General features: G+C 50.0%; 12 protein-coding genes. 6 read left to right on the top strand and 6 right to left on the bottom strand.

Annotated elements, in window-relative coordinates; all coding sequences use genetic code 11:
- Positions 1–48 precede the first annotated feature (48 nt).
- Positions 49–1,353, top strand: a complete 1,305-nt coding sequence (locus Pan54_RS20310; protein WP_146505222.1) for an HD-GYP domain-containing protein — start codon at positions 49–51, stop codon at positions 1,351–1,353.
- A 60-nt stretch (positions 1,354–1,413) separates the two neighbouring features.
- On the opposite strand, the gene Pan54_RS20305 is transcribed toward Pan54_RS20310, so the two are convergent.
- From Pan54_RS20305 to Pan54_RS20295, 3 genes are all read right to left on the bottom strand, one after another.
- Positions 1,414–1,839 carry a DUF805 domain-containing protein gene (locus Pan54_RS20305; protein ID WP_146505221.1) on the bottom strand — a complete coding sequence of 142 codons (426 nt, stop codon included), beginning with the start codon at positions 1,837–1,839 and terminating at the stop codon, positions 1,414–1,416.
- Positions 1,840–1,888: 49 nt separating this feature from the next.
- Complete coding sequence (locus Pan54_RS20300) at positions 1,889–3,334, bottom strand: sodium:solute symporter family protein (RefSeq protein WP_146505220.1); 1,446 nt, start codon at positions 3,332–3,334, stop codon at positions 1,889–1,891.
- Positions 3,335–3,618: 284 nt separating this feature from the next.
- Positions 3,619–5,052: a type I 3-dehydroquinate dehydratase gene (locus Pan54_RS20295; protein ID WP_146505219.1), complete on the bottom strand. Its 1,434-nt coding sequence runs from the start codon at positions 5,050–5,052 to the stop codon at positions 3,619–3,621.
- Between the two features lie 364 nt (positions 5,053–5,416).
- Between Pan54_RS20295 and Pan54_RS20290 the strand changes: the two genes are divergently transcribed.
- On the top strand, positions 5,417–6,388 hold the full coding sequence (locus Pan54_RS20290) for a DMT family transporter (RefSeq protein WP_146505218.1): 972 nt from the start codon (positions 5,417–5,419) through the stop codon (positions 6,386–6,388).
- A gap of 45 nt (positions 6,389–6,433) precedes the next feature.
- On the opposite strand, the gene nrdR is transcribed toward Pan54_RS20290, so the two are convergent.
- A complete protein-coding gene (gene nrdR, locus Pan54_RS20285; RefSeq protein WP_146505217.1) occupies positions 6,434–6,895 on the bottom strand; it encodes a transcriptional regulator NrdR in 462 nt (153 codons plus the stop codon).
- Positions 6,896–7,703: 808 nt separating this feature from the next.
- On the opposite strand from nrdR, the gene guaA reads away from it, so the two are divergent.
- The 4 genes from guaA (at position 7,704) to Pan54_RS20265 (ending at position 13,800) form a co-directional block, all read left to right on the top strand.
- Entirely contained in the window at positions 7,704–9,299 is a 1,596-nt protein-coding gene (gene guaA, locus Pan54_RS20280) for a glutamine-hydrolyzing GMP synthase (protein ID WP_146505216.1), read from the top strand.
- 54 nt (positions 9,300–9,353) lie between these two features.
- Entirely contained in the window at positions 9,354–10,124 is a 771-nt protein-coding gene (locus Pan54_RS20275; RefSeq protein WP_146505215.1) for an ankyrin repeat domain-containing protein, read from the top strand.
- Between the two features lie 69 nt (positions 10,125–10,193).
- On the top strand, positions 10,194–11,414 hold the full coding sequence (locus tag Pan54_RS20270) for an argininosuccinate synthase (protein ID WP_146506511.1): 1,221 nt from the start codon (positions 10,194–10,196) through the stop codon (positions 11,412–11,414).
- Positions 11,415–11,568: 154 nt separating this feature from the next.
- A complete protein-coding gene (locus tag Pan54_RS20265; protein WP_165441884.1) occupies positions 11,569–13,800 on the top strand; it encodes a penicillin-binding transpeptidase domain-containing protein in 2,232 nt (743 codons plus the stop codon).
- Between the two features lie 84 nt (positions 13,801–13,884).
- Here Pan54_RS20265 and Pan54_RS25950 read toward each other — a convergent pair whose 3' ends face one another.
- Together Pan54_RS25950 and Pan54_RS20260 are read right to left on the bottom strand one after the other, a co-directional pair.
- Positions 13,885–14,043: a hypothetical protein gene (locus tag Pan54_RS25950; protein WP_165441883.1), complete on the bottom strand. Its 159-nt coding sequence runs from the start codon at positions 14,041–14,043 to the stop codon at positions 13,885–13,887.
- 297 nt (positions 14,044–14,340) lie between these two features.
- Entirely contained in the window at positions 14,341–15,732 is a 1,392-nt protein-coding gene (locus Pan54_RS20260) for a hypothetical protein (RefSeq protein ID WP_146505213.1), read from the bottom strand.
- Positions 15,733–16,304: the final 572 nt, after the last annotated feature.

Here is a 16,304-nt window from a genome sequence, read left to right as displayed (position 1 = left end):
TTACAATAAATCACAGAGAACTTCCTTCGTACTGAAAAGGCATGGGCCATGTCTGAGACGACTATTATATCGCTGGATCAATTGCGGGCAGGTATCATTTTGCCCTCGCCCATCTTTGATGGTCAGCATGAGAATCTTTTGTTGATCGGCAAAGGGATTCAGGTGACTCAGCAGTACCTGAATCGTCTGGCTGCTCGTGGAATCTGCAGCGTTGCGATTGAGAGTTCGTTTGCCGATCAGATTCGCAAACCTCAAGGGGCATCCCTCAAAAGCATCGAGAGAATCCTCAAACCCAAACCTGCGAGTCATTCGAATAAAACGCTGCGTGCTGAAAATACACAGACTTCTCCACTCTCACAACAAATCCACAGGCCACACACTCTTGAGTATGATGAATCCTGTGTCACCGAATTCAAAGCCAGGCGAGCGGCTGCCGGGGCGACTCTTGCCCAGTTCCTGCAGACTGTTGACTCTTCCGGCATCCGAGAAGGAAGACAGATTCGCGGGATGGCAGTCGACTCCATTGAAAGCTTGATGGTTGATATGGATTTATTCGTCAAACTGGCGATCGATCCCGCTGAACTGGCCGATGAATATAGTCATTGTGTTCGTGTGTCTGAACTGGCGATGGCGATTGCTGCGGTGCTCGAATACCCTCGGAACAAAATTGAAGAACTGGGGATTGGTTGCCTGATCTATAAAGCTGCAGAAAATCGCAAGCTGGATCGCCACTCTGAGCAGAAGCATAATTCCAATGAAAAAGGGCAGAGTCGCTTGCAACAAAATCCGTATCATTTGTACGAATCCCTCGAAGCGATAACAGATTTGCCGATTGGTGCCCGTCAAGTAGCCTATCAGATCCATGAGCGCTGGGATGGCAGTGGAGCTCCACGCCAGCGATATGGAAATCAAATTCATCCTCTGGCAAGAATTGCCGGCGTGGCTGATGAATATGTGGCATTAACCACCCATCAGGATCACCGACGAGCAATTGAGCCCTATCAGGTCATCGAGATCATGCTGGATCTGGCCAAAAATCGGAAATTTGAACCGAAAGTGATTAAGGCACTCTTGCAGACAGTTTGCCTCTATCCACTCGGTTCCTACGTTCAACTGAACGATGGCACCATAGCCGTTGTCGTTCGTTCCAACCTCAAAGCTTTTGACAAGCCTATCGTTAAAATGCTATACGACTCGAAAGGTCAAAAGGTTCCAACCACTAGCATCGATCTTTCCATTGTGACTCGACTGCATGTCACACAAGCCATGGACAGTGAGCGTGTCAAAAAAATGTCGAACGGATCGTCTGGATTCCGGGAGAATCTGCTGGAACTCGAGTTTGCGAAGTGCTGAACCCTTCTCAATATGTAATATATCATTTGAAAATGGTCTATTACTCTGAAGTCACTGAAATTACCAATTTAATTCTTCAGGTAACTCGCTTTGTTCGTTAGGTAATTTGGGACGAAAAGTTGAATCCTCAAGCATTTTAGATGGTATTGAAATAGCGGCGAGAAACCATAGCATTTTCCAGATCAGAACCAACGTCTGAATAGATGTGATAAATTCTGGAATAAATAATATCACTACAAACCAAGGCGAGATACCAATGTCTCTAAGTCTAGGTATCCAAAGGAAAAATATTCCGTAGATCACAATGAGGGCTAATGTTGGAAACCACATGTATGCAAACTCAGTGGAAAGCTCCTTACCTAATGGCAAACAATCTGTTGCCCACAACTCAGTAAACATCAAACATATGGTCACTGCGATTAGTGCCATAAACCTTCTGAAAAATTCGAATCGACCAACCCGTCTTGGGAATAAACCATCAGTCATAAAATACTATTTCTAATTATATTTCATTATTTACTACAAATCAGGCTATTTAAGGTTTCACCCATTCCAATTTCCACGGCGGTTCGCAAATCAAATAGACAATCAACGCCAGCCCCGTGATGGTCAACGAGAGTGGAACCGGCCAGATCGCCAGCGGTTCAAGTGGAGTGAGAAACGTCTCCCAGCCCATCACGAAGTGTAATCCCCACAGAAAGATTCCCGTCAGCATACTTGCAACAGCTGCATAGCGATGTCTTGGTTTCGTATATAAACCGAACATCATGGGAACAAACAGGCCGACCATCGTCAGCAGATACGCTTCTTCCAGTAACGCATAGGCATCCTCTCCTGCAAATGCCATCGCCAGACTGCAAACCGCAACCAGCAGTACCGCATAGCGATTCATTTTCAGCAGATCCATCTTGAGAAATCGTGCGCCGATATTCTGCGACAGCACACTGGCTGGTGAAAGAATCGCACTGTCGATTGTCGAAAGCACAGCTGAGAGCACAGCTACTACAAACACAATCGCCACAGCCGGATGCAGAAACGCATGAGCGAGAGCAGGCAGGACAGCCGTGTTGACTTCGTTGGGAACCAGCAGATTGGCAGCCAGTCCAAGTAACATCGGCATCAAGCCAAACAGAAGATACATCCCCCCGGCGGTATAACAGGCATATTTCGCGACCCGATCCGACTTGCACGCAAAGATGCGTTGCATCAAATCCTGACCAGGCAGATTCCCCAGCGCTCCCGTCAAGAACAAACCGAGCCAGCCCCAGAAAGCCGCGACATCCTGATACGGAATGATAACCGACATTTCCGGGGGAGTTTCCTTCCACAGTTTTGTCCTCCCGGAACTGGCTGCCCCGTTGCCGAGTTCAGTAAGAATGACGATGGTCAGAATGATCAGTCCCACTAAGACCAGCGTAATCTGCACGGCATCAGTCAATGTGACCGACCACATGCCTCCCATCAATGTATAACCGGTCCCCACCACAGCCACGATCACGAGTCCCGCACTCAAGGGGATTCCGAAAAAGAGTTCCAGCATATTTGCCAGAGCGGTGAACTGAGCCGCGATCCAGCCGAAGTAGCTGGGAACGAGAATCAGGGAGGCGATCAACTCGGCTGCAGGTCCGAACTTCTGTCGAAACAAATCGGGAACGGTCAGAATCTGCATCCGCCAGATTGGCCCCGCGACAAACAATCCCGCCAGCAGTAAACAGCAACCGGCTCCAAAGGGATCCAATGCTCCGGCTTGTAACCCTACCTGTCGAACTTCATCAGTTGCTGCCAGTAACGTGCCCGCGCCGAACCAGGTAGCGAGCAAGGTCATCCACGCCAGCGAAAGCGGCAATTGGCGGCCAGCGACCAGAAAATCCTCAGCCGTCTCGACTTTACTTTGAGCGACAAAGCCAATCGCATACATCACAACCAGATACACGAAAATGACAGCAGCCAGCATCCACTGCACAGAAGAAGAAATTTCCAAGGGCGTCTCTTTTGTAATGTCGAATCGTTAAACAAAATTGAACATGAAAACAACAAAGTCGAATTCCAAATGGAAACCGGATTTCTGTACACGTCATTCGTGTGAACTCTCGATTTCATTCGTAGCTTGAGTTAGACCATTTTCCAATGGTCTCTGCAGTCGCTTGGACCTCAAATGCCCTGAAAACGCTGTGTTTGCTCCTGCCGGACGCTGCAGGTAATTTTTGAATATGCTCTAGCGGAACGCGTAACCCAACCTACAAAAAGAAAATCTCGTCGTAACGATCAGGAAATTTGCAGGGTTTCTCCCGTGATTGTTTTGAACTGAGCTTGCATTTGATCCCGCCAGATTTCCCGACCATCGACCAGCAGGCAGCCCCGTTCTTTTGCTTCCCGGCTCAGTGGGTGTTCGCTGGACAGGCTGGCGAAATCGAGTACCAATAAATCAGGCCGCAAGTAGGACGGATTGAGTTGCAATCGACCTGAGCCTTTTTGCAGATCGGGAGAAGCCAGAACAACGATGTCATGATGCGTATCGTACAATGCCTGGAAGGGAACGTGCCTCACTTCCAGATCGTTCGCTTCCTGTTTGGCGACTTTCTCATCGGGACCTGTCAAACTGACGATTGCCTGTTTATTCTGAAAAATACTGACTGCTGTTTTTGCCAGCCCGCCATTACCAATCACAAGCACAGTACGCCGATTGAGCATCGACTCATTCGGAAACGCTTCCTTCAATTTCGGCTCCAGATTTTTCAGCGTGCTGCGTCGCAGCGAATTGTATCCATGCCAGCCATCGGCTCGCTTGAGGAGCAAATCGAGAAAACCGGTCGCGGCATCGGCTTCGTCAGTCACTTCCGCAAACGATTGAATCCGCATCCCCAGTTTCGAATTGGCAATCAAAACCTTGATCTTCAAAATGTCGAACATCTTCCCGAGGCGATCGAGCTTTTCAATCTCAACCGGCAGACATCGTGTATTGAGCGAGAGCGATTTAAATCCCACATTGAGTAATCGGACGGTTTCCTGTTCAGTCTCTCCAAAACCAGCGACAGCGATGAATTTAGTCTGTCGATCAATTTCGTCAATCGCATATACATCACGAAGTTCTTCGATGGTCGCCTGACCCGGATGATCTTCCATTCCTTTTTCAAGAGCGGCATAAATCCACGGCGAGTCGTATTTCTGACCTAGCAGGGAGAAAGTCAATTCTGGTCGCCCCGTGCCCTGACCGACAATCGGCAAAGCGCGTCGCTGGCTCACCGCGGCCAACAATGGCCAGGCCTCATCCATGGAGGGTGTTGGCCAGCGGAACTTGAGAACATCGGCTCGATGCGTGACCGCTTCATCGAAAATCGAATCAATATCATACTCGGGCCGATCCATTCTCGTGACGGCAATCACTCGCTGCGTACTACCAAAGCGTGGTACTTTTGGAGCAAAATCCAGATCGAGTTCGATGTAATCGGGACCAGCCACAATGGCTTGCCTCAATAATGTCAGACGTTCCTCTTCCGTTCCATGCCACTTTCCGCCATCCTGCTGACGTCGGCAGGAAACAATCACCGGCTTGCTGATCCCATCGAGCATATCCTTGAAATCCGGCTCCTTGGCCAGATGATCGATACAAAGTTCGATGATGTCTCCCTGCCGGGATGCATTCAACAGGTCAACCTTCGCTAGTGTCCGTGAAGTCGGTGTAACAGAAATACAGAGCATGGGCGAATTCCACAGTTAACAGAGAAGAACATCAAGTAATCGAGCGAAAATGATTGACACAATTTACTCTTCTAGCCACGTTCTCACCAGACAACCGACTGAATCCGACCTCGAAAGCAATGTTCAATAGACATCCCGGATTAAGCCGTCATACTTTGAAGATACATCGATCGAGACTCAAGAGTGAGTTTTTACAAGCACGAAGCGTAAGCGAGTGTGTATTAATATCGCGAAAATTCCACACACTCGCTTACGCTTCGTGCATGTATCGTCAATATCCAGAAGTCACTGTTCCGGAGGCTTACGCTAAAGCGGAGCGCCCCCGCCACCCTGCTGTAATTACCCCGCACACAAAGCCCTCCTCATGTCCATTCCCGAGACTGCCACTTCCGACAAAGCATTGGACTCACCTGCTGAGGGACATCCGCATCTCTGGTTTGGAGTGATCTGTGCACTGGTCGCCGCAGTGGGATACACCTGCGCCAACATCGCACTCCGGCAAAGTGCCAGGCCCGGAAATCTTGAATGGTCGATGTGGATCACTGCTCATAAAGCCATCCCCGCCACCATCCTCACCTGGACGCTGGTACTCAATAATTACCGCAAAGGTCGCCCAGCATTTCCACCCAAGGGCTTATTTCTGCCATTGATCGCAACGGGCTTACTGATGCAGTTCGGCGGAAACATGATGTTCCAGTTCGCGCTCGGTTTGATCGGCCTGGCGATGACAGTCCCGATGACTTTCGCCATGATATTAATAGCCGGCGCGGTTTCCAGTCGCTTGTTTCTGGGAGAACCGATCACATTGCGTACGCTGCTGGCAATGTCGATTCTGATGTTCGCCGTGACAATTCTCAGCATGGGAGCGGGGGAAGCCTCGGAGTCGATTCTGAAAACAGCAACGCGAGCAGAAATCCTGCTGGGCATTTTTTCAGCCATGATCGCCGGCACCTGCTATGGACTAGCCGGGACGGTTATTCGCCGGAATGTCAAAAACCTGCCGGTCTCGGCCACTCTGTTTTTGATCAGCACAACAGGCACCGTTGCCATGACAACAGCCGCGTTCCTCAGTAATCCACTGGAAGACCTGCTCGCAACAACTCCTAAAGAAGTCGTCATTATGCAATTGGCGGGCGTCTTCAATGCAATGGCATTTTACGCCATTGGAACCGCTTATCGTCATTTGGCCGTCACGCAGACAAATATGCTCAACACCACTCAAATCGCCATGGCTTCGGTAGCCGGGGTGGTTGTCTTCGCAGAACCGATGACCATCTGGCTGATTCTGGGTGTTGTGTTCACGATGATCGGCTTGTATCTGATGGAACGCCGCTAAATTATTTCAACTTGTTCCCAAGGTCCTCCTTGGGAACGAATAATTTTACTTCTGCGTCCGTTCTTTCAGCATCGAGCCGAGTTCTGCGACGAAGTCGTTGACGTCTTTAAATTCCCGATAAACCGAAGCAAAGCGAACAAACGCCACCTGATCCAGTTTGCGAAGATGCTCGATCACCTGCTCGCCAATCATCCGTGAGGGGATTTCGCGTTCGAAGTTTTCGTAAACTTCCGCTTCGACCTGACTGATCAGCGTTTCGATGTCGTTCTCACTGACCGGACGTTTATAGCAGGCTTTTTCGAGACCTTCGCGGATTTTCTCCCGGTTGAAAGGAACCCGTGAGCCATCTTTTTTGATGACTTTAATCGGCAACTCTTCGATTTTCTCGAAGGTCGTAAAACGACGATTGCACGCCAGACATTCCCGACGACGACGAATCGCAAATTCCGCATTCGTGCGCGAGTCGATCACTTTCGTTTCATCGTGACGGCAATAAGGGCAAATCATAGGAACTGTCGATTTCTGATGGAGCAGGGACGGACCACACTCTAAGTATGATCTTGATTAATTGAAACGCCAAGACGCCAAGGAAAAGAGGGTTCAAATTGAATACATTGATAAATCTTGAACCACGGATGGACACGGATATTCACGGATTTCATTATTGACAGTTATTTTTAATTATAAACCACGAAGACTCAAAGGCACGAAGAGTTCAGCAACAAAATCCCCCTCAAATACATACGGCTGATTTGTCTCAGATTCTCTCGAATCAAGGATCTCTTAGTGTCTTCGTGCCTTAAACCCTGTTCCAATTGGAAACCGGATTTCCTTAGACATCCTGAAAAGGTCTTCTGGGGTGGCGGGGGCGCTCCGCTTCAGCGGAAGCCCCCGGACGTTTAATCATTCGGGGGCTTCTCTTCGAGAGCGCCCCCGCCACCCCGGGTTTGATTGTTTTCCGTTATCTCTCTGGCACGAACCAGTGTTCTTACAAATTGTTGAATTTCTCCGGTTTTAGTTTGGAACGCGGTATAGTAGTCTAAAATTTTATTCAGAACTGCGGATATAAATATCGTGGTTCATTAAAAGTCATCTTTTCTATTGAGGACTCTCTTCCCCCTGGCGTCTTGGCGGTTCAAATTCTTCAAAGATAACACATCAACTCGCCCCGATCTGGCTTTGAATTGATCCGAAGTTCATTGCTCGGTAGCATATCGGATTCGATTTGCTGCGTCCAAGTAGATGGTAACTGGTTTTCAGTGTGGACCGCTTTGGCAAATCGCCACTTAGTACCACTAACCTTGAATGCTGTGTTATGACTGCTTCGGAGACACACACCAACGAGTCTGTCAAACTCGATACCGTTCCCAATAACGAAGAAGTTGTGCTCGTGTTCGACTTCGGCTCGCAAACGGCTCAGCTGATTGCACGCCGTGTCCGTGAGCAGAATGTGTTCTGTCAGATTGTCCGCCACGATTTATCTGCAGATCGGGTCAAGGAAATCAATCCGAAAGGAATCATTCTTTCCGGTGGACCAGCCAGTGTTTACGGCGAGGGAGCCCCACAACCCGATCCGGCGATTTTCGATCTCGACATCCCCATGCTCGGCATTTGCTACGGGATGCAGGTTCTCTGCAAATATCTCGGCAGCGACGTCACACCCGGAACATCTCGTGAGTTTGGTCGTACAACCTGCCGCGTACATGAGCCGAATCAATTCTTTGCGAAAATTCCCGAAGAACTGACCGTCTGGATGAGTCACGGCGATCAGGTGAATCAACTGAACGAGCAATTTATCTCATTGGCAGCGACTTCCTCTTGTCCTTATGCAGCGGTCAAACATCGGCAGCGTCCGACTTTCGGACTGCAGTTTCATCCGGAAGTCACCCACACCGAACATGGCGGCCAATTACTGGCCAACTTTGTGAGACGAGTATGCGGCTGTCAAGGAACCTGGAAAATTTCCTCGCTGATCGACCGGGAAATTACTTCGATTCGCGAACGCGTCGGCAAGTCGCGTGTCATCTGTGGGTTGTCGGGCGGTGTCGATTCCTCAGTCGTCGCGGCTCTGTTATACCGGGCACTCGGCTCTCAGCTCTCCTGTATTTTCGTCGATAATGGTTTGTTGAGAAAAGGAGAATCGGATTCGGTCCGCAATCAGTTTCAGGATCACTTCAAAACGGATCTGCATGTCGTCGATGCCAGCAAGCTGTTTCTGGATCAACTGGCAGGCGAAAGCGATCCCCAGAAGAAACGCAAAATCATCGGCAAAGTCTTTATCGATGTTTTCCGCAAAGAAGCCGAGTCGATTGATGATGCCCGGTTTCTGGCACAGGGAACTTTGTATCCGGATGTGATCGAATCAGGAGCGAATGCGGATGGCCCAGCCGAGACCATTAAATCTCATCACAATGTCGGCGGGTTGCCCGAAGAACTCGGTTTCGAATTGATTGAGCCGTTGCGGGATCTGTTCAAGGATGAAGTCCGCAAAATGGGGCTCGAACTCGGCCTGCCCGAACAACTGGTCTGGCGACACCCGTTCCCCGGCCCGGGACTGGCTGTGAGATGTCTGGGAGAAATCTTGCCGGATCGACTTGAGATTCTTCGGGAAGCCGACGCGATTCTGCTGGAAGAGCTCAGGAATGCCGGTCTATATCGCAAAGTTCAGCAGGCGTTTGCGGTCATACTTCCGATTCAGACCGTCGGAGTGATGGGCGATGGCCGAACTTACGAATATGTGCTGGCCATCCGAGCCGTCACCACAGACGACTTCATGACAGCCGACTGGGCACAACTGCCTCACGAATTATTGCAGACAATTTCTACACGAATCACAAATTCCGTCCGCGGCGTCAATCGCGTTGTTTATGATATTAGTTCGAAACCGCCGAGTACGATTGAGTGGGAATAGAGGGAGTGGCCAGAGGCTAGAGCCCAGTGGCCAGCAGGTGCAGGTAACGATTCCATGAAAAAGCTTGACTGGTATTTGTATTCCATCGCCGCAGTCGGTGTGATTATTGTGATTGCCATCAATGTTTATTTCTATCAAATTCAGCAACACCGGAAGTATCTTCGTTCCCTGGGACTCCATGGAGCAGCGGTTCATTTTCCCCATTTAATTCCTGAAATTGCGGAGATGGGAGTCGATATCAATGAATTGGATGCTGACGGTCACACACCGCTCCACATGGCTGTCACGTTTAAAAAAGTGGAATCTGTGAAGCTCTTACTTGACCGGAATGCGGATCCCAATATCAAAAACTCGTCAGACAAAATTAATCCAACTGCTCTCCATGATGCAACATTTATTCTGTCCTCTCCAGACGAAGCTGAGATCGTAAAACTTCTGTTAAAGGCCGGGGCTGACCCGAATGTCACAGGTAACCAGAAGGAAACACCACTTCACAGAATTGCTCGTACAGGAAATCAATCCCTGGCTTTAGATGTTGCAAAAGACTTGATTGATGCCGGTGCAGATGTCAATTCCGAAGCATTTAGAGGAATGACTCCGCTTCAGTCTGCAGTAGCTCTAGGAAACACGGCACTGATCGATCTGCTCCTGACAGCAGGTGCCGATGCGGAACAACGGAATGATCATGGTTTTCGGGCAATCGATCAGATCAACGCATCTGCCAACCGTGAAGAGATTCAAAAGATCTTCGAAAAACATGGAGCCGATTCTGTCCGACGGCCGGAGTTGTTTGCGAAATATCGTAAAGATGAGAATTCGGAATGACCTGCTAAACTGGTGGCAAATCATTAACATCAAATAATCAACTGATAATTGTTCTACGAAAGAAACATGATGAGTAAAGAAAAAGTCGTTCTGGCCTACAGTGGTGGACTCGATACCTCCGTTCTGATCGGCTGGTTGCAGGATAAGGGTTACGAAGTTCACTGTCTGTATGTCGACCTCGGACAGCCTTGTGAAGATCGCAAGGCGATTATGCAGAAGGCTGTGGATATCGGAGCCGCCTCTGCTGAAATTGCCGATGTTCGGGAAGAACTTTGCAGCGATTTTGCGTTTCCGGTTCTGCAGTGGCAGGCCAAATACGAAAGCATCTATTTGCTCGGAACCTCGATTGCCCGTCCGCTGATTTCCAAAGCTTGTCTGCAACGGGCTCGCGAAGTGGGAGCGGTTGCGTTTGTGCATGGGGCGACTGGCAAAGGGAACGATCAATGTCGTTTCCAGCTGGCAGCCGAGGCTCTTGACCCGACTGTCAAAATTATTGCCCCCTGGCGCATGAAAGAATTCCGCGATGCCTTCCCCGGTCGTACGGAAATGCTCGCCTACTGCGAAGAGAAAAACATCCCCGTCAAAGCGACCTCTTCCAAGCCTTACAGTTCCGATGAAAACTGTCTGCACATCAGCTACGAAGCCGGCAAGCTGGAAGATCCGGAAGTCGATGGTGTGACGGTTATCGATTTCGGCATGACGGTTTCTCCTCAGGATGCTCCTGATAAAGAAGAGTTTGTGACGGTCGGCTTTGAATCCGGTATTCCTGTCACACTCAATGGAGCCAGCAAATCGCCACTCGAAATGGTGACGGAACTTAATGAAATTGCCGGCCGTAATGGGGTTGGTCGGATCGATTTGATCGAGAACCGCTACGTCGGTATGAAGAGCCGCGGCGTCTACGAAGCTCCCGGAATGACCGCTCTCTACACGGCTCATCTGGCTATGGAACAGATGACCCTCGACCGCGACCTGACTCATCTGCGGGATCGGATGTCGGCTGAAGTGGCCGAGATGGTCTATTATGGAATGTGGTATTGTGCGAAGATGGATGCCCTGATGGCGTTTATCAAAGAAGCACAGAAACCCGTGAGCGGCGAAGTAAAACTCTCCTTCTACAAAGGGAATTGCCGAGTAGCGAGCTGGAAGAGTTCGAACAGTCTGTACATCGATGAAATCGCCAGCATGGAAGGGGGCGGCACCTACAATCAGGACGATGCCGAAGGCTTCCTGAGAATCATGGGACTGCCGCTGCGAGTCCAGGGAAGCGTACGACCTCGCGAGTGGTAAGAAAAAAGAGGCGACCCGAGCCAGTCATGGCTCGGGTGGGTTTGGTTTACCATAGGTACTATTTTCAATGAGGCGCACAAGGATCGTGAGAAAACCCGAGTCATAACTGACTCGGCTCGCCTGAATGGATTGTTGGCATATTGAGAACTCAGGGATGCGAAATCAACCTCACTCGCAATGGCAGGTCATCGACGCAGCTGCGGAGCAGCGCGAGTCGGCCTGGAGTCTGGACCGGCAGGTTGAATTACGCACGTGGTTATTGATTGGGATCGCTATTGTTGGGTTGTGCGTCATCGGTATTCGCATCTCCCAGCTCAAAGCCTACCGGCAGCAGAGTTTTCTCGAAAACGCGAATCCGATTACCATTCGCGAAGAATCGATCCCGGCAGTCGATGGCCGGATTTTTTCCAGTGATGGCCAACTGCTCGCCTACGATGACGAACGCTTCAACGTCTCGGTCCATTACCGCTGGCTCGAAGATCCTCCCGATCCCCGCTGGCTGCGAAGTCAGGTCAAAACCCTGAAAAAACGCTCGCTCGAACTGAAAGAACTCTCCGACGACGCAGCCGAAGAACAAGTTCTGGAGTTACGTAAGAATCTCTGGCAGAAGCTGATCTTGGCTGGAAACATTACTCCCGAAGAGTTTGAAAAAACACGGAAGAAAATCCAGAAGCAGGTTGAAGGCATTGCCGAAGTCGTCGACCGTAACCAGCTGGAAAAGAAGCAGAAGAAAGATGCAGAACAGGAGGAACGCTCCGGCTCGTTTTCTTCATGGGACGATGTCTGGAAACTCGTCAAAAGCGAATTGACCGAACCGCCGTCGCGCGGTCGTCCGGATCCCATTGTGATCCGAGAAGAACTCGATTATCACCCGATCATACAGAACGTTTCGACGTCTGTGGTCGCAGAAATTGAATCGCATCCGTCAGAATATCCCGGGGTACGCATTGCCCCAAGCACGACGCGCATTTATCCCCGAGGAAATCTGGCCAGTCACATTATCGGTTTACGTAGCAGTCTGCGAGAAGATCAGATTCGCGAACGACGTGCAGAACTCGAAGGTCCTGACCCTCTTGCTTATCAGGCAGGGGATCGGCAGGGACGCTTTGGTGTCGAACGGAGTTATAATTCAATCCTCCGCGGACTTCCCGGCTCTCAGAAAGTGAGTCTGGCCCGGGCAGGCGATCTTATCAAAACGGAAAAAATCAGATCGAGTCAGTCAGGTAAACATCTCGTACTCTCCCTGCATAGTCAACTGCAGTTGGCTTCCGAAGAGATGCTTGATGAATTGATTTCTCCCGAACCGAGCCTCATACCTCCCTTACCCGATGGCCTGGTTGATCCCTCAGCCAAACAAACACAGGGTGGCTGTGTGCTGGTGATGAATATCTATTCGGGAGAACTGCTGGCAGCCGCTTCGAGTCCGCGTCCCGACCTGCAGAAACTGGCGATTGGTAGTTCTGATTATTGGCAGGAACTCAACTCCGATAAACGGGCGCCTTTGCTCTCGCGGGTGACACAGGTTCTACTGGCTCCCGGTTCGACCTTCAAACCGGTCACGGCGGTTGCCCTCTGTGAAACAGACGGAGTGCCCCAGGAGACGTTTCAGTGCCGAGGTTTTCTGGATGACCCGTTCAGTCATCGCTGTGCGATATTTCAGTCGTATGGCATCGGACATGAAGACATCACTCTGACAGACGCGATCGCCCAGTCCTGCAATGTTTACTTCTTTGCGGCTGCCCGTCGCATGGGATCTGCACCGCTGGTCACCTGGTGCGATCGTTTCGGATTCGGAAACACAACCGGAGTCGACCTTCCCTTCGAGCAATCGGGACACGTTCCTGCTCCTCGGGATAATCAGCCGGAGGGGAAGTATCAGTGGTATCCGGGAGACAATCTGGGGCTGGCGATCGGGCAGAGTTATTTGACCGTAACTCCCTTGCAGATGCTGACGATGACCGCCCTAATCGCAAATGGTGGTGAACTGGTCACGCCTCGTGTAGTCAGTCGGATCGCCTCAGGAGGCGAAAACTCTGAGAAACCCGACATCATCCCCCCTGTAAAGTCCAAACCAATTCCAATCTCTCCCGAGACTATCACAGCCATCCAATTGGGAATGAAAGAAGCGGTCGCGAGTCCAAAAGGGACGGCTCACAAAACGGCTTATCTGAAAGAGATTGCCATCGCAGGCAAAACCGGCACAGCTCAAACGGGAGGCAATCGCGACAGTCACGCCTGGTTTATCGGCTACGTCCCAGCAGACCGGCCTCAATATGCCTTTGTCATCATGCTGGAACACGGCGGCTCAGGCGGAGCCGATGCCGGACCGCTGGCAAAAAAACTGGTCCAAAGCCTGCTGGAACTTGGATTTGTTGAGCCGAAATGACAAACCCCTAAACGTCAATAAGCCGCATACTTTCGCATGCGGCTTATTAATTTGGTTTCGCGTGGAACAGGTTCCACGGTTCAACTAAGGAGCTTCTGAGCCGCCTTCAGCAGGAGCATCTCCGCCACCATCAGTTGTTGGTGGTGTTGCTGCTGGTTCTGAACCACCATCGCATCCGATGCTGGTTAAAGTCAGTGTGCAGCCGAACAGGACAGCCAAGCCCATTTTGCAAAGTTGTTTCATTTCAAACCCTCTCTGATGTATTAATCTTGACCCACGTGTCCGCTCATATCTTAGAAATGGACACTCCATCTCCTGAGCGAATGCATTTTTAACACTCCTGATAACGGAGTAATGCTGGTGAAGGTTCATTAGGACGTATCAAAATTAACATTTCAACTCTGAGAGGCCTTTAAATACTAATTTCAATGAACTTTTATGCATGGAAGCCGGACAAATCCCCTGAGAAAAAAAGAAATGACCCCGAAACCTGTAGCAGGCTGGGATCATTTCCTCGAGATCAGATTTCCAGAGTGTCCACTATTTGATGATCGTAGCATCTTCCGGAGCGATCAAAATTTCAACGGGTTTGGTTGCGACCGGTTTGCGGGAAAGATCCGACTCATCAATGCTGATTGAGATTTTGCCGTCCATCGCCTGCTCGGTCACGTCGATTGGTTTCTTGGCCGTTTGTTCGGGCAGTGGCTTGGCTTCGAGTGACTGTTCTGGAGACATTGTTGCAGGTTCACTGGCAGCTGGGCTCTCCTGAATTTTAGTCAATGTAGAAGCAGCAGGCAGCGGATTGATACTGGAAGGCTCCTGTTCTGGTCGAGGCCAGGCAACTCCATTCATACGTTCGCGGTACAAAACCAGTGCACTGACCGCATGATACAGCGGGCCACATTCAGCGGATTCATCGCGATATTTGATCAACTTCTCGCTGATATGCTGAATGCCCTGCTCAATCCATTTGTCATCCAGTTGAGTCTGGTCGGCTCCGACCACAATCCATTCCATCATATGACCGCTCGATGCAACCTGTTCGCTGAAGGATTTCGGATAGCCATAGCCTCGGAAGTAATTAGTGGGGAAGGAACCGTCTGGTCGTTGCAGCGATTTTGCAGCGACGAGGTAGCGTTTGATCTTCTGATCGGCTTGCAGCCAGACTCCACGAATTTCACCACCATTGCGGACGTGATTGTTTCGGGCAGCAGAAAGTGCATACAGATTGTGAGTTCCGCCGCAAGCTGCTTCGGTAACCTGGGTATTGATTTGATTCTGAACCAGTTTCTCCAGATTCCATGTTTCTCCGCGACGGGTCATCCAAGTGTCGTCTTCATCGAGATAGTGAGTCAGGAACCAGAGTGTCCATGTCAATTCTTCGCGAGGATTCAAATCCGCTTTTGCATTATCGATGATGTTCTGAATCGTGATCGGACCATCGTCTGTCATAAATGTGTGTTCGTAGGGGAAGTTGCACATCACCATCAATGCGAGGGATTGATTCGGGTGTCCTTCGAAGTGATAAGGCTTTGTGAACCGATGAGCCCGTCCGCCATGCACTGTTTTTTCAAACCAGGGCAGCCCGCGAAACTGAGGATTGGTTTGCGACAACCAGTCAGATGCAGGAACAAGGGTGCCGTTGTAGTCGACCAGAAAATCGTGACGATACGCATTCATTCCGTGATAAATTTGCCAGGGAGAATGCTCGTTGGCAATCAGGTAGCGTCTGCTCGAAACTTCAATCGCTTCGTCAACGAGTTTCAACAATTCCTGATTGCTGGAATGTGTTGTTTTCGGAATAATACGCGGAGACTGAATCACACCCTGCTGAGCAGGTGCGTAGTTAGGCTCTTTGAATTGCCCAAAAGTCAAATTTGCCGAAACAAAAACGGCCAAATACGTGCAACAGGCGAGATGCTTACTGATCATCGTCGAATGATTTCTCTCAACTGTGGATAATGAATGAGTGGCGAGCAGACAGCGGAACAGGAGACATTCCGTCTCGGCAAGATGTACTGCTTACATCGGTCGATGAAAGCCCTGAAGATGCCCAAAAAGTTTGACTGATTACAGTAATCGTTCAGGTCGACACCGCAGGCAAGGTTTCTCCGCATAAACGGAAAAGTCGACCTAATTTGCCGAGACGGTTGTACTATATTCCAGACCAGACCTTCTCCGGTAGATGAGTCTGATTAATCAGATTCCTTGCAACTTTTACGCATCATCGAGTGCAAGTTGACGCAACATTTTGCAGGATCTTTCATCGGGCACTGCCCGTTTGAATGGATTTATCTATCTTTTCTTAAACCGAAGCGTCAGCGAGGGGCACGCGTTGATGGTTGATGACGCTCTCTCTGCGTTGACGATATCTTGCATGAGAAGACATAAACTCTATGTGGATTTAAGTTCAAACGAATTATAGCTTGAACGCCGTCCCCTCGCTGACGCGTCGGGTCAAGATGATTAATGACAAAAAGCCCTGGCCATAATTATGGCCAGAG

Origin of the sequence: Rubinisphaera italica (assembly GCF_007859715.1) — a bacterium.
GTDB classification, from domain to species: Bacteria; Planctomycetota; Planctomycetia; order Planctomycetales; family Planctomycetaceae; genus Rubinisphaera; species Rubinisphaera italica.
Note: the sequence above shows the minus strand (reverse complement) of the source record. Positions and strands in the feature narration are given on the sequence as shown.

Bases quoted from the DNA above. Each gene is read 5' to 3' on its own strand.
- Pan54_RS20270 (WP_146506511.1), top strand. From the start codon at position 10,194: ATGAGTAAAGAAAAAGTCGTTCTGGCCTACAGTGGTGGACTCGATACC.
- Pan54_RS20265 (WP_165441884.1), top strand. From the start codon at position 11,569: ATGCGAAATCAACCTCACTCGCAATGGCAGGTCATCGACGCAGCTGCG.
- Pan54_RS20275 (WP_146505215.1), top strand. From the start codon at position 9,354: ATGAAAAAGCTTGACTGGTATTTGTATTCCATCGCCGCAGTCGGTGTG.
- guaA (WP_146505216.1), top strand. From the start codon at position 7,704: ATGACTGCTTCGGAGACACACACCAACGAGTCTGTCAAACTCGATACC.
- Pan54_RS20310 (WP_146505222.1), top strand. From the start codon at position 49: ATGTCTGAGACGACTATTATATCGCTGGATCAATTGCGGGCAGGTATC.
- Pan54_RS20305 (WP_146505221.1), bottom strand. From the start codon at position 1,839: ATGACTGATGGTTTATTCCCAAGACGGGTTGGTCGATTCGAATTTTTC.
- Pan54_RS20295 (WP_146505219.1), bottom strand. From the start codon at position 5,052: ATGCTCTGTATTTCTGTTACACCGACTTCACGGACACTAGCGAAGGTT.
- Pan54_RS20260 (WP_146505213.1), bottom strand. From the start codon at position 15,732: ATGATCAGTAAGCATCTCGCCTGTTGCACGTATTTGGCCGTTTTTGTT.
- Pan54_RS20290 (WP_146505218.1), top strand. From the start codon at position 5,417: ATGTCCATTCCCGAGACTGCCACTTCCGACAAAGCATTGGACTCACCT.
- Pan54_RS25950 (WP_165441883.1), bottom strand. From the start codon at position 14,043: ATGAAACAACTTTGCAAAATGGGCTTGGCTGTCCTGTTCGGCTGCACA.
- nrdR (WP_146505217.1), bottom strand. From the start codon at position 6,895: ATGATTTGCCCTTATTGCCGTCACGATGAAACGAAAGTGATCGACTCG.